This is a genomic window from Corynebacterium guaraldiae (genome assembly GCF_053480195.1).
In genome coordinates, this window is the sequence record NZ_JBRBAU010000013.1 from 60,948 (window position 1) to 73,480 (window position 12,533).

General features: G+C 61.0%; 13 protein-coding genes, 1 tRNA gene and 1 pseudogene. 4 read left to right on the top strand and 11 right to left on the bottom strand.

The window, feature by feature from the left end; translation table 11 throughout:
* Positions 1–38: 38 nt before the first annotated feature.
* Genes ACUY3D_RS10450 through nth form a run of 5 tightly spaced genes read right to left on the bottom strand, consistent with a single transcriptional unit; the run spans position 39 to position 4,333 of the window.
* Positions 39–1,136: an HNH endonuclease signature motif containing protein gene (locus tag ACUY3D_RS10450; RefSeq protein ID WP_448241087.1), complete on the bottom strand. Its 1,098-nt coding sequence runs from the start codon at positions 1,134–1,136 to the stop codon at positions 39–41.
* Between the two features lie 60 nt (positions 1,137–1,196).
* Positions 1,197–2,384, bottom strand: a complete 1,188-nt coding sequence (locus ACUY3D_RS10455; protein ID WP_070524079.1) for a MarP family serine protease — start codon at positions 2,382–2,384, stop codon at positions 1,197–1,199.
* A gap of 36 nt (positions 2,385–2,420) precedes the next feature.
* Entirely contained in the window at positions 2,421–3,098 is a 678-nt protein-coding gene (locus ACUY3D_RS10460; RefSeq protein ID WP_144677252.1) for an NUDIX domain-containing protein, read from the bottom strand.
* Entirely contained in the window at positions 3,095–3,664 is a 570-nt protein-coding gene (locus ACUY3D_RS10465; RefSeq protein ID WP_144014273.1) for a TlpA family protein disulfide reductase, read from the bottom strand. The genes ACUY3D_RS10460 and ACUY3D_RS10465 overlap by 4 nt, the downstream gene beginning before the upstream one ends.
* Positions 3,665–3,673: 9 nt before the next feature.
* A complete protein-coding gene (gene nth / locus ACUY3D_RS10470; protein ID WP_230307831.1) occupies positions 3,674–4,333 on the bottom strand; it encodes an endonuclease III in 660 nt (219 codons plus the stop codon).
* Between the two features lie 300 nt (positions 4,334–4,633).
* On the opposite strand from nth, the gene glxR reads away from it, so the two are divergent.
* Complete coding sequence (glxR, locus tag ACUY3D_RS10475; RefSeq protein WP_010189962.1) at positions 4,634–5,317, top strand: CRP-like cAMP-activated global transcriptional regulator GlxR; 684 nt, start codon at positions 4,634–4,636, stop codon at positions 5,315–5,317.
* A 99-nt stretch (positions 5,318–5,416) separates the two neighbouring features.
* On the opposite strand, the gene ACUY3D_RS10480 is transcribed toward glxR, so the two are convergent.
* The 4 genes from ACUY3D_RS10480 to ACUY3D_RS10495 are packed head-to-tail and all read right to left on the bottom strand — an operon-like array spanning position 5,417 to position 7,216.
* Complete coding sequence (locus tag ACUY3D_RS10480) at positions 5,417–6,229, bottom strand: MBL fold metallo-hydrolase (protein ID WP_070524074.1); 813 nt, start codon at positions 6,227–6,229, stop codon at positions 5,417–5,419.
* A gap of 18 nt (positions 6,230–6,247) precedes the next feature.
* Positions 6,248–6,706, bottom strand: a complete 459-nt coding sequence (locus ACUY3D_RS10485) for a RidA family protein (RefSeq protein ID WP_070565226.1) — start codon at positions 6,704–6,706, stop codon at positions 6,248–6,250.
* Positions 6,706–6,867 (bottom strand): Sp36 family protein, encoded by a 162-nt coding sequence (sp36, locus tag ACUY3D_RS10490; RefSeq protein WP_154737218.1) that lies wholly within the window; start codon positions 6,865–6,867, stop codon positions 6,706–6,708. Before sp36 ends, ACUY3D_RS10485 begins: the two co-directional genes overlap by 1 nt.
* A gap of 13 nt (positions 6,868–6,880) precedes the next feature.
* Positions 6,881–7,216: a WhiB family transcriptional regulator gene (locus tag ACUY3D_RS10495; protein ID WP_180952135.1), complete on the bottom strand. Its 336-nt coding sequence runs from the start codon at positions 7,214–7,216 to the stop codon at positions 6,881–6,883.
* 178 nt (positions 7,217–7,394) lie between these two features.
* Here ACUY3D_RS10495 and ACUY3D_RS10500 point away from each other — a divergent pair, with 178 nt between their 5' ends.
* Positions 7,395–9,827, top strand: coding sequence for a transglycosylase domain-containing protein (locus ACUY3D_RS10500; protein ID WP_448241091.1), 2,433 nt, complete (start codon positions 7,395–7,397; stop codon positions 9,825–9,827).
* A 4-nt stretch (positions 9,828–9,831) separates the two neighbouring features.
* Here ACUY3D_RS10500 and ACUY3D_RS10505 read toward each other — a convergent pair whose 3' ends face one another.
* The gene (locus ACUY3D_RS10505; protein WP_070533780.1) at positions 9,832–10,296 is read right to left on the bottom strand and encodes a GatB/YqeY domain-containing protein; all 465 of its coding nucleotides are present in this window, start codon (positions 10,294–10,296) and stop codon (positions 9,832–9,834) included.
* A 41-nt stretch (positions 10,297–10,337) separates the two neighbouring features.
* Between ACUY3D_RS10505 and ACUY3D_RS10510 the strand changes: the two genes are divergently transcribed.
* Both ACUY3D_RS10510 and ACUY3D_RS10515 read left to right on the top strand, forming a co-directional pair.
* The gene (locus ACUY3D_RS10510; RefSeq protein WP_448241093.1) at positions 10,338–11,243 is read left to right on the top strand and encodes a metallophosphoesterase; all 906 of its coding nucleotides are present in this window, start codon (positions 10,338–10,340) and stop codon (positions 11,241–11,243) included.
* Between the two features lie 81 nt (positions 11,244–11,324).
* Positions 11,325–11,401, top strand: a tRNA-Pro gene (locus ACUY3D_RS10515).
* A 563-nt stretch (positions 11,402–11,964) separates the two neighbouring features.
* Here the strand turns inward: ACUY3D_RS10515 and ACUY3D_RS10520 are convergent.
* Positions 11,965–12,152, bottom strand: a pseudogene (locus ACUY3D_RS10520) (IS256-like element ISCau1 family transposase); the annotation flags it as partial.
* Positions 12,153–12,533 lie beyond the last annotated feature (381 nt).

Consider the following 12,533-nt stretch of genomic DNA (forward strand, 5'->3'; position numbering starts at 1 on the left):
GTTGGCGTTGTCCTCTCTGTGTTTAGTGGCTGTGGGTGTTAGCTGCTGTCGGGTGGTTCCTCTGGTGGTTGTCCTGCTTGTTCGGCGGCGAGTCTGGCTACTGCTTCTTGGTATTCGGGCATTGCGGTGATTGGTGTGCCCCAGGGTGGGATGAAGCTGACCCCGGTGTTAAGCCGGTACATGTAGCCGCGCCCGGTAGGCCTTTGTGGGTCATCATCATTGATCCCGTTGTGGTAGGCGCACAAGAACGTCAGGTTCTTGATGTTGGTGTAGCCTCCTGCCTGCCAGGGGATGAGGTGATGGACTTGGCAGTAATCAGCGGGCTTATTGCAGCCTGGTCTAGAACACGTGTGGAATTCAGCATGCAGGGTAAGGCGTTGTTTGAAGTTTGCCCCTCGTGATAGCCGCCAGGTGTCGATGGGTCCTTCAATGGGGTGCACGATGGTGGCATACCCTATTTCGGCGAATTTGTGGGTGAGGAATTCTGCCCCGGTCATGCGCCCGCCGTTAGTGAGGTTGAGTTCGATGTCGTCCCCGTCACCGTTGATGATCTGGTCGAGCTCGTTGAGGGTGACGATGACTTGGGTGCGCACCGCAGGCTTGGAACCGGTGCCCTCTTTGAAGAAGATGTCGTTGGCGGCTTGAAGCAGGTCGGTGGTGTTGGTGGACTCTAAGACGCCGCGCATGTTGGCGATCGTGGTGGCGTCGTCAGTAATGGAGAGTGTGTTGGGGCCTTGTTCCCGGTAGGTGATGCGCACGCCTGGTTTGGCTATGCGTTTGGAGCGTAGTTCTTTCAGTCGTGTGGCGGCGACGGTGGGGATGCGGTGTGCGGGAGTGGCGGCGAGTTTGACTCGCAGGTTCCAGGCATCGAGGGTCTTTTTCACCTTGGACGTGTAGGACTCGATGAGGGTAAGAGTGCCCAGGCTGTGGCGTTGTTGAAGTGCTGCTTGACGGGCTTTGCGTTGTTTGCCACTGAAGCGGGTGGGGCCGAAATAAACCTGGTTAAGGTTTGCAAGCTCGGCAGCATCGGAAGCAGAGGCGCCGAGCGCGCGGAGCTCATCGGGTGAGCCAGGTATATGTTCCACCAGCGCAATCCCCGAGTTGCGTAGGCGGATGTAGGTTTCAATATCCCCCATGAGCACAGAGACTAAAACAGCACCGTGGGCCCCGCAACCGGAAGAAGAAACTACCTGGTCTTAGCCGACGCAGGAGCCGGTTGGGGTGGCGTCGACAAGCTGCGTGACGTCACCCACGTGGCCGCGCACCTCGTCCGCGGTAAGCGCATAGCCCGTATCGGAATCCTCCACGGAAGCACCAAACACAACGCCGAGCACCTGACCCTCCGGGTTGATCATCGGACCGCCGGAATTGCCCTGCCGGATGCTACCGCGCACCGTGTAGGCATCGCGCTCCACGCGGCCCGTGGAGTAGATATCCGGACCAGCGATGGTGAGACGGTCGCGCACGCGCGCCGGCTCCGCCGTGAACGGCCCCGACTGCGGGAAGCCCAAGACGATGGCATCGTCCCCGGTAGCAGCCGCTTGTTCCGCCCACGGCAAAGGATCCAATCCCAGGCCCGGGCTATGCAGCACAGCAATGTCTACGTCCGAGTTGTAATACACCACGTCCGCTTCCTTGAGGCCAAGGACCGTATCGAGGCGAACCTTATCCGTGCCCGCCACCACGTGGGCGTTCGTGATGACGTAGTCCGGCTCCGTCACAAAGCCCGAGCCCATGAGGCGGCGCGAGCATGCCTCGGCATCACCCAGCACGTGAATGACGGAAGGCCGCACGCGTTCTGCGAGTTTGGGATCCCCAATGTTTACCGCCGGCGCATCCACCTCGACATCGGCGCCAGATCGCTGCCAGGGCGATACCAACGGCGGCAACCCGGACTCGTTGAGGAGCGCAGCCAAGCCATTCGGCAGCGCCGCCAGGCGCGAAGGCGCCACCGCATTCAGCGAGCTCAGCACACGCGATTCACGCAGCGCCTGCCCCGGCTGGCCGCCCAGGTTGGAGGCCAAGGGCAAGGACACCAGCCAAATCACCACGATGGCCGCCGCGGCTTGGAAGACCGCGCCAATCGATGAATCCACGCGCTGCCCCGAGCGGGTTCGCATGCGGTCCCGCAGCGCCATGCCAAGCGACGTCCCCACCAGCTGCCCCAGCCCCACCAGCAAAATCAGCACGCCGACAGCCAGCAAAAAGCGCACGGCCGCCTGGTCCGTCAGCCCCATCACCAGCGGGGCAACCACGGTTCCTAAAACCAACCCCGCAATGATTCCCACCGCTGCGAGGACCGCCGCTAAAGCGCCCTGCCGCCAGCCCACACGCACGGCAAGGAGCACGGCAATAACGATCAGGATGTCAACAGCTAGGGACACAGAGGAATTACTTTCTTAAGGGCTAAAGGGCAGAAACTAGCCTATCTTCTCATTATTCAAAGAGCGATTGAGTGAGTCACGCAGATCATGAACCATATTTTCATCCCATTCCACGCTCCAGCCCGCATGGTCCAGCAGCCCGGAGAGCACTCCCGCGGTAAACCCCCACACCACGTATCCCCGTGCCCGGAAGGCCGGCCCCTTCCAGCGGCTCAAGCCCACCATCATGCGGTTGGCCGGATCCGCCAGCTCCCGCAGCGGGACGGTGAAGACATCGTCGGTCTCCGCCGGGCTCGCCGGCCACACGGTGCCCGGTTCATGCCAATACGCCAGGACCGGGCTCACGGTGTTGCCGGTAGCCCGGATGTCCAGCTTGCCCCACTGCTCAAGAGGGGTGACCGTGGAGCGGTCGAGGCCGGTTTCTTCCTCGGCTTCGCGCAGGGCGACGTCGACAAGCGAGGCGTCCCCCTCCTCCCTACGCCCGCCGGGAAAGGCAATCTGGCCGGAGTGCGAGCGCATCGACGGCGAGCGGTGCGTGAGCAGCACCTCACCATCCTCAAAACTGGTGCCCTTCAGCAGCACCAACACTGCCGATTCACGCCGGCGCTTGGCGGCCGGGACATGCCGAATGAGGCGTTCTTGGACCTTGTCTGTATCAACCCCGAGCGCCGGGCGCAGCCACTCCGGGGCATGGGCAGGAAAGAGGCGGCTCACTTGAGAACCTCCTCGACGGCCTCCTCCAAATCTTCTGCGGAGTCGAACGGCTTCACAAACTTCTCCTCCACCGTGCCATCGCGCACCACCAGGGTGATGGGGATAACGCCCGGCAACCCGAGCTCACCTGCGAAGGCGCCGTCATCGTCTTGGTAGCTGGGGATATCTACCTGCAGATCGCTGAGAAGAGCGGCCCCGTTGGCAGCGTTCGCGTCCGCATGCACGCCGACGACATTCCACGTCGGGTGCGCTCGCGCAAGGTCTTCGAAGAAGGGCAGCTCCGTGCGGCACGGTTCGCACCACCACGCCCACACAGTAACGATCTGGACGTTCTTGGCCGCCGCAGTACCGGCCGCACCCAAGCACGGAAGATCCACACCCGCAAGCGGTCCCTCGGGGCATTTGGGGCGCTTGGCCACCTCTTGCTCCTGCGCCTCGGGGAGGGCAACCTCCGGCTCATCATTCTCAAGCAGGTTCACCACGCCGACGAACGCGAGCGCCGCCAGCGCGACAATGGCAGCGATGCTCGCCTTCACGTATCCGGGCCACCGAGAATATTGGCTCATTGCTCCACCTTAACCTCGCGAGGGGCACCATGGGGCAAGGACGCAGGCCGCGCACTGTGGCTTTCGCGCGGTGCACACGCGCCGTCCATGGAGGATGAGGCGGTGCGAAAACACCGTTTGCTCCTCTTCGGGCACGCGCTTGGCGACGTCTCTCTCAATCGCCCTCGGAGTCTTCGCCTCGGTCAACCCAAGACGCTGGCTCAGGCGCGTGACGTGGGTATCCACCGTGATCCCCGGCAGGCCGAAGGCATTGCCGCGCACCACCAGCGCGGTCTTGCGCCCGACGCCGGGCAGGGAGGTGAGCTCGTCGATGCCGCGGGGCACCTGCCCATCGAAGTCCGCGACGAGCTTTTCTCCGATGCCTAACAGGTGGCCGGCCTTCGTGCGCTGGAATCCGAGCGGGCGGAGGATGCGCTCGAGGTCAGCACGGTCCGCGGCCGCGTAATCCGGTGCGGAAGGATACCGAGCAAAAAGCTCCGGGGTGACCTGGTTGACGCGGGCATCCGTGCACTGCGCCGAGAGCACCGTAGCAATAAGTAGCTCGAGCGGCGTGGTGAAATCTAGCTCGCAATCGGCGTCGGGATATTCATCCGCCAAGGCGGTACGAATATGAACGATGCGAGCGGCCTCGTCAGCGTCATCGTGGTGCACGGGAAGGTCAGGGGACATAAAAGAGATCTTAGTGACGGCGGCTAGAATGAGAAGCATGATTTCGCTCGTCATCTTTGTGCCGCTGTGCCTCGCGCTGTTTGCCATCCTCATGGAGAAACTTGAGGCGACGGCCTTCGAAAACTAAATAGACCATTCAAGGCGTGTGATTATTTTTCACGTTGGTGGAAATAGTGACTAATTACACTGTATGATATTGTGCAGTGCCTCGTGGCGCACTGGAGACTAGGTGCGTCAAATCAAACCAAACCAGCTTGTGTCCCAGTGTTTTCCGGGCTGCGCAGGCTTTAAGGAGTAACAGTGGAAGGCGTACAGGACATTCTCTCCCGCGCTGGCATTTTCCAGGGCGTCGATCCGGTAGCAGTACAGAACCTTATTGAGCAGATGGAAACCGTCCGTTTCCCGCGCGGCACCACCATTTTCGAGGAAGGTGAGCCGGGAGACCGCCTCTACATCATCACCTCGGGCAAGATTAAGCTCGCCCGCCACGCCCCGGATGGCCGCGAGAACCTCCTGACCGTGATGGGCCCGTCCGATATGTTCGGCGAGCTCTCCATCTTCGATCCGGGCCCGCGCACCTCTTCCGCTGTCTGCGTCACTGAGGTCACCGCAGCCACGATGAACTCTGAGATGCTCAAGCAGTGGGTAGCCGATCATCCGGCAATTGCTCAGCAGCTTCTGCGCGTGCTGGCCCGCCGTCTGCGCCGCACGAACGCCAACCTGGCGGACCTCATCTTCACCGACGTGCCAGGCCGCGTGGCCAAGACCCTGCTGCAGCTGGCTAACCGCTTCGGTGTGCAGGAGGGCGGCGCGCTGCGCGTGAACCACGACCTCACCCAGGAAGAGATCGCCCAGCTCGTTGGCGCTTCCCGTGAGACCGTGAACAAGGCTCTGGCCACCTTCGCTCACCGCGGCTGGATCCGCTTGGAGGGCAAGTCGGTGCTCATCGTCGATACCGAGCACTTGGCCCGCCGCGCACGCTAGGTCTTAAAGGCCGAGCCCGCCTATGCGGCCCTCGGCCTTCGACTTGTCCTAACGCAAAATCCCCCGAGAATTTCTCGGGGGATTTTCCTATGTAGTGCTTTAGTTCTGAGCCGCGAGGTACTTCAGCGCGGTGCGCGTCGACTGCTCAGCTGCGTGACGCAGGACCGGATCGACATCGTCATACATCTCATCAACGAGAGTCTTGACGTCGACGTCCTCACCCAAGCGCCCACGGACCTCCTTGATCTGGTCCAGGCGGTGGTGGCGACGGTCAATGTACTTGCGGGCAACCGCGGAGGTGTCCTCCAAGTCCGGGCCGTGGCCCGGGAAGAGCGCCACGTCCTTGCCGCGTTCTTCCAGAAGATCCAGGGTCTTCAGGTAATCAGCCAAGTCGCCATCCGTCTCAGACAGCAGCACGGTGTGGCGGCCTGCGATGGTGTCACCGGTCAGGATGCCCTCCAGGGTGGAGTTCTTCGCTTCCGCGGACCACACAAAGAAGCAGGTGGAATCTGCGGTGTGACCCGGGGTGTGAACGACCTCAAGCTGCGGGGTGATGCCGTCGACGGTGATCACTTCTCCGTCGACAAGCGCGTCGCCCCCATTGCAGTAATTCGGATCGAAAGAGCGAATGGGAGCGCCGGTGAGCTGACGCAGGCGCTGGGCGCCTGATGCGTGATCATCGTGGCGGTGGGTAAGAAGGATCAGCGCAACCTCGCCCGCCTTCGCGGTCACGACGTTGAGATGACCTTCATCCTCCGGGCCCGGATCAACCACAATGGCGCGGGAATCTTCCCCAGCGCGGATGATCCACGTATTGGTGCCTTCCAAAGCGGTGTAACTGGGATTATCGCACAGCACGACACCGACGGACTGGCTCACGGGACGCAGTTGGCTATATGCAGGATGCTCCATGGTTCTAACCCTATCCGATTACTCAGCGATTTCTACGATGACTTCGATCTCAACGGGGGAATCTTTCGGTAGGACCGCTACCCCCACCGCAGAACGCGCGTGGATTCCGGCATCTCCGAAGACCTCACCCAAGAAGTCGGAAGCACCATTGATGACCGCAGCTTGCTCAGTAAAGGAGGGGTCCGAAGCCACGAATCCAACCACCTTCACCACGCGGGTTACGTGATCAAGACCTACGAGACCATCGATTGCAGCCAAAGCGTTCAGCACGGCCACACGTGCCAATTCTTGCGCCTTTTCTAGGCTCACCTCTGCGCCGACCTTGCCGGAAGCCGGCAATTCACCGCCCACGACGGGCAGCTGGCCAGAGGTCCACACCTGGTTTCCCACGCGGGTAGCTGGGATATAGGACGCGAGGGGGACAGCGACAGAAGGCAGCTCGACGCCGAGCTCTTCAAGGCGGGCAAGCGCACCCATTAGGACTCCTCCACAGGACGCTTGAAATAGGCGACAACATTCTCCGGGTTCATACCCGGGGTGATGGTGACGAGCTCCCAGCCGTCCTCACCCCAGGAATCGAGGATTTGTTTCGTCGCGTGCGTAAGAACCGGCGCGGTGGCATATTCCCATTTAGTCATGGGCTCAATGCTACTAAATACCGATGAGTTCGCCACCCTCAGCGAGGTAATGGGCCCAGCTCGTGATGTGCGGGTTCTTGCGCAGAAGGGCGCGGCGCTGACGCTCCGTGAGGCCGCCCCACACGCCGAACTCCACGCGATTATCAAGCGCATCCGCGCGGCACTCATTGAGCACCGGGCAATGGCGGCAGATTACTGCAGCTTTACGCTGCTCAGCTCCTCGTACAAAGAGTGCATCAGGATCACCGTTGCGGCACTTAGCTTGGGTAACCCACTCACCACGCTCTGTGGTTAACGAGGCATTCTTTACCATTGCGGACCGTCCTGCACCTTTGACACTGACTGCCATGGCTAGGTAACTCCTTCCAAGCTCACCCCCGTCGAGCTCAAAGATCATGAATAACCCTCTATCCGACGGAATATTATGTACCCTTGGTAAGTCTATTCACAGACCGGTATACCTGTCTAACAGGTCACACTTTAGGGGGGTCTCCCGGATATCCTCCTAAACCACTAGTGTGTGGAGGGTGACTGTGATCAAATCCCTGGGAAAGCTCGTCCTGTCCACAGCACTGGTCGGCATCCTCATCGCGCTGGCCATCGCCCCCGTCGCTGGCGTCAGCGGTGTCGCCGTGGCCAGGACCAATGAGACGATGCAATCAGACGTCCAGGATCTCACCAACGGTGATACCCCCGGCGTGAGCACCATCTTGGATGCCAAGGGCAACCCCCTTGCGTATATCTATGAGCAGCGCCGCCATCCAGTGAAACCGGATGAGATCTCGGACGCCATGAAGAAGGCAGTGGTGGCTATCGAGGACCGCCGTTTCTATGAGCACGAGGGCGTCGACTTGCAGGGCAATGTCCGTGCGTTGTGGACCAACCTGGTTGCGGGCGGTGTCTCCCAGGGCGCATCCACGCTTGACCAGCAGTACGTAAAGAACTACCTCCTTTTGGTCAACGCGACTACCGACGAAGAACGTCAGGCCGCGACCGAACAATCCGTGGCCCGTAAGCTGCGCGAAATGCGCATGGCTACGGACATCGATGCCCGGCTCTCCAAGGATGAGATCCTCACCAACTATCTCAACCTCGTCCCCTTTGGAAACCACTCCTTCGGCGTTGAGGCCGCTAGCCGCACCTACTTCGGAACCGATGCCGCGCACCTCACCGTGCCGCAGGCTGCGATGCTCGCCGGCATGGTGCAATCCTCGGAATACCTCAACCCCTATACCAACGAAGAAGGCGTAACTGAGCGCCGCAACGTGGTACTCCAAGCCATGGTTGATAACGGCTCCCTTTCCCAGGAGGACGCCGACGCCTTTTCCCAGCAGCCACTCGGCGTGTTGGACAGCCCTGCAACCCTGGCTAACGGCTGCATCGGCGCGGGCGATCGCGGCTTCTTCTGCGACTATGTGCTGGAATACCTCAACGAAAAAGGCATCGACCGCGAGCACCTTGCGCGTGGCGGTCTGACCGTTAAGACCACGCTTGACCCCGACGTCCAAGACCAAGCGCTCAACGCAGTGCGAAGCAACACCGCCCCGGATGCGGCGGGCGTGGCGGAGGTCATGAACGTTATCAAGCCGGGCACCGATTCCCGCAAGGTCCTAGCCATGGTGTCGTCGCGCACCTATGGGCTCGACCTGAACAACAATGAAACCCTTCTGCCCCAGCCCAATTCTTTGGTGGGCAACGGCGCAGGCTCCGTGTTCAAACTCTTTACCGCCGCGGCCGCCCTGGAGGCGGGCTACGGCATCAAGGACAAGCTGGCCGTGCCCAATCGCTACGAAGCGGAAGGCCTGGGATACGGCGGCGCAGCTAACTGCCCGCCCAACAAGTACTGCGTGGAAAACTCCGGCAGCTACGCCTCCACGATGACCATGCAGGACACGCTGGCCTACTCCCCCAACACCCCCTTCATCCAACTCACCGAGCAACTTGGCGTCGAGCGCCTGGTCGACATCGCCGTCAAGCTCGGCCTGCGTTCTTATGAAGAACCCGGCAGCTACGACGGCGAGTCCTCCCTCGCCGACCACATTAAAGACTCCAACCTCGGCTCCTTCACGCTCGGCCCGACAGCAGTGAATGCACTGGAGCTGTCTAACGTGGGCGCGACGGTGGCGTCGCAAGGCATGTGGTGCGAGCCCAACCCCATCGAGGAAGTCACGGACTCCCACGGCAACGAGGTCTACCTCAAACACACGCCGTGCGAACGCGCAGTGGACAAGGAAGTGGCAAAGGCGCTGGAAAACAACATGACCGCCGATACCGAAAAGGGAACCGCCTCCGACTCGGCACGCGCTGCCGGCTTCAGCGGCCAGGCCGCCGCCAAGACCGGTACCACCGAGTCCAACCAGTCCTCGGCTTTCCTTGGATTCAACTCGGCAGTCGCTGCCGCACCGTACATCTACAACGACGGGACCACCACGAGCCCGCTGTGCACCGGCCCGGTACGCCAGTGCCCCAGCGGCAACCTCTTCGGCGGCAAGGAGCCGGCGGCAACCTTCTACACCATGGCCGCGCGCGTCCCCGAAGCACAGAAAGGCACGGTGCCCGATTACGACCGGGCCTACGACTCCGGCAAGGTTTCGCCGCTTATCGACGGCGTGAAGGGCAAGTCCGAAAGCCAAGCCCGTTCCGCGCTGGAGAAAGCCGGATACAAGGTCAGGACCACCGAGGTCCCCGCGCCCGGCGTGGGCTACGGCAAGGTAGTTCGCGTCATCACCGGTCCATCCGGCGCGAAGAAGGGCGCGGAGGTCACGCTCCAGCTTTCCGACGGCTCCGCGAGCGACTCCTCCGATTCTGCGAGCACGAGCCCAGTAGCCTGGGACTCCAACTCGGGCTCCCCGTCCGCACCGAGCGGCGGCGAGCCGGGAGGCGGCCAGTCCGACCCACTATTCACTCAAGAAGACGTTGACCGCTTCACGAATGATGTGCGGAGCTTCTTCGGGCTCTAGCGCATTAGTTCAGGGCGGCCTTCACGGCCGTGGACAGGCGCTTGCCGTCCGCGCGTCCGGCAGCCTTGGCGGTGGCCACCTTCATGACGTTACCCATCTGCTTGATGGTCGCCGGCTCACCGGAGTCCTTCTCAACCTCGGCGATGGATTCTTTAACAAGGGCGTTCAGGGAGTCGTCGTCAAGCTGCTCCGGCTGGTAGGCCTCGAAGAAGGGGACGTCGACAAGCTCCGCCTCCGCCAACTCCGGGCGGCCATTCTCCGCGTAAACCTCTGCGGACTCGCGGCGCTTTTTAATCTCACGGGCGATGACCTTGAGGATGTCCTCATCGGTGATCTCGTGGCGAGAACCGGAAGTTTCCTCCGCCTGGATGGCAGACAGCAGAGAACGGATGGCGCTCGTACGGGCCTTGTCCTTGGACTTCATCGAGGTCTTAAGGTCAGCGCGGATAGTTTCTTTCAACTCACTCATGCCCTTCAATCTACGCCAGCCAGCCAGGTAGTGTGGTGAGGGTGAAGATTTTCCCTGTCCTTGGCGGACTCGCCGCCGCCGGCCTGGGCACTGCCGCATGGGCGCACTCAGAGCTCACCAAGTTCGAGCTCAAGGAGTACACCCTGCCGCTGCTGGAGCCCGGCACGCTGCGCGAGGAGTCCGAGTTCCGCATCCTGCACGTGTCCGACCTCCACATGATTCCGGGCCAGCGCGCCAAAATCGAGTGGGTCTCAGGCCTCGACACCCTCGACCCGCACCTGGTGATCAATACCGGTGACAATCTTTCCGACGAGCGCGGCGTCCCCGAGGTCCTCCGCGCGCTTGGCCCGCTGCTGAGCCGCCCGGGAATGTTCTGCTTTGGCACCAATGATTACTGGGCGCCGCGCATCCCGAATCCCTTCAACTACCTGATTGGGAAGAAGAACGAGCCCTCTTATGTGAACCTGCCGTGGAAGGGCATGCGCGCGGCCTTCCTTGAGCACGGCTGGCACGATGCCAACCAGGCTCGCGTGGAATTCAAGGTGGGCGATGTTCGCCTGGCTGCCGCCGGTGTGGACGACCCACACCATGATCTGGATGACTACTCGGAAATCGCCGGCGCCCCGAACGAGGATGCCGACCTTTCCTTGGCGCTCCTGCACTCCCCGGAACCCCGCGTCTTGGAGAAGTTCGCCGCTGACGGCTACCAGCTGTCCTTGTCGGGGCACACGCACGGCGGCCAGTTGTGCCTGCCGTTTAAGGTGTTGGGCTCGCGCTCCATCGTGACTAACTGCGGCATCGACCGCGTCCGCGCCCAGGGCCTGCACCTGTTCGGAGAGATGTACATGCATGTCTCCAACGGGTTGGGCACCTCGAAGTTCGTTCCCTTCCGGGTGTTCTGCCGCCCGTCGGCCACGCTTCTGCGTATCACTGAGAAGGCCGCCTAGGGATACCCCCTCCACGCTGCCGTTTTGTCCTTTCAGACCGGGGTGAGTTACAGTATTCCGGTACCGCTTAGAGCGAGACACCGGGATATGGCGCAGCTTGGTAGCGCGCTTCGTTCGGGACGAAGAGGTCGCAGGTTCAAATCCTGTTATCCCGACCATTAAACCCGCAGGAAACTGCGGGTTCTTTTTCGTTTTCACCTCTAAAAGAGGGGTTAAGGGAGAAGCGTAAACAACGTGACGCGCTGCACCCCATCGACCGGGACATACCGCGTCCGAGTTTTCTTCCCTGACCAACATCGTGACCGAAGCCAATGAGATTGGTAAGTTCGGCTAGCTCTGCAAACATGACCAGGTTTATTCTTCGTACTGAGAGCGCACCGCACCAGGACCAAGACGAACAGTGCAGCAGTTGAAGCACCGGGTCACAGTTAGGTCAGCCTAGACCTCCTCAGGGCAAATGCCGAGGGCACATCCCCCTCTTCCGCGATTGAAGGTACCGCATCAGTAGAAAGCCACCAATTGCCGACGCGTAAATACACATATATACTCACAGAAGTACGCCAGGCGTTGAGCCGCGAGGCAAGAATACCCCGGGCAACAACTCCGAGAGCCGATGCTTAGCATCGGCTCTCGTGCCATTTTCCGGAGTCACGGAGTTCGGCTTAAGGGACATTTCGTGTGGATTTGCGGCGTGTCGCACTAAGGGACATTTCGTGTGGATTTAGGAGCGTCCGGCCCAGCCTTTTCTTATGCCTAAGCTGGGGTTCCATTCGTTGTCGATGTGGGTGTCGAATGTGGCAGGTCGCCCGTCTGGGTGGCCGCGTCGTTTGAGTTCTTCTTTTGTCCAGGCCGCGTATGCCGCTCTCCCTAATTGCGCCCGAAGTCTTGATGCCTGGCTAGCCCCAATGGATGTGCAAGGGCTTCAGCGCCGAAGTCGCCATAGGAATTGACCTAACTGCACCAGCTGCGGCTTACCTACCACAGACCTAGTGTTATCCGGTGTTGATTTCAAAGATCGGGCCGTTGGAACCGATTCCAAATCAAGATCAAGGCATTATCCCAGGCTGCTCCAGTAATCCACATCGATCTATCCACACGAAATGTCCCTTAAGCCCGGAGTTCAATTTGCTGCTCGCATACCTTGACGAAATTGGTTCCCCTGGGTGTTCAGAAGACTGAAATGGTAGCGGTGTGGTGAGTATCTGGTAGCGCCTGAGTGAGTATCCGGTAGCGGTGTCTTACTCAGGCGTTGTTGGTGGTTATGTGTTGGTGGTGAGGCGCATGTTTGGT

What these genes read in the sequence shown, in the direction of transcription:
- ACUY3D_RS10505 (WP_070533780.1), bottom strand. Translation starts at nt 10,296, where the DNA reads ATGAGTGAGTTGAAAGAAACTATCCGCGCTGACCTTAAGACCTCGATG.
- ACUY3D_RS10465 (WP_144014273.1), bottom strand. Translation starts at nt 3,664, where the DNA reads ATGAGCCAATATTCTCGGTGGCCCGGATACGTGAAGGCGAGCATCGCT.
- sp36 (WP_154737218.1), bottom strand. Translation starts at nt 6,867, where the DNA reads ATGACTAAATGGGAATATGCCACCGCGCCGGTTCTTACGCACGCGACG.
- ACUY3D_RS10450 (WP_448241087.1), bottom strand. Translation starts at nt 1,136, where the DNA reads ATGGGGGATATTGAAACCTACATCCGCCTACGCAACTCGGGGATTGCG.
- nth (WP_230307831.1), bottom strand. Translation starts at nt 4,333, where the DNA reads ATGTCCCCTGACCTTCCCGTGCACCACGATGACGCTGACGAGGCCGCT.
- ACUY3D_RS10485 (WP_070565226.1), bottom strand. Translation starts at nt 6,706, where the DNA reads ATGGGTGCGCTTGCCCGCCTTGAAGAGCTCGGCGTCGAGCTGCCTTCT.
- ACUY3D_RS10480 (WP_070524074.1), bottom strand. Translation starts at nt 6,229, where the DNA reads ATGGAGCATCCTGCATATAGCCAACTGCGTCCCGTGAGCCAGTCCGTC.
- ACUY3D_RS10495 (WP_180952135.1), bottom strand. Translation starts at nt 7,216, where the DNA reads ATGGCAGTCAGTGTCAAAGGTGCAGGACGGTCCGCAATGGTAAAGAAT.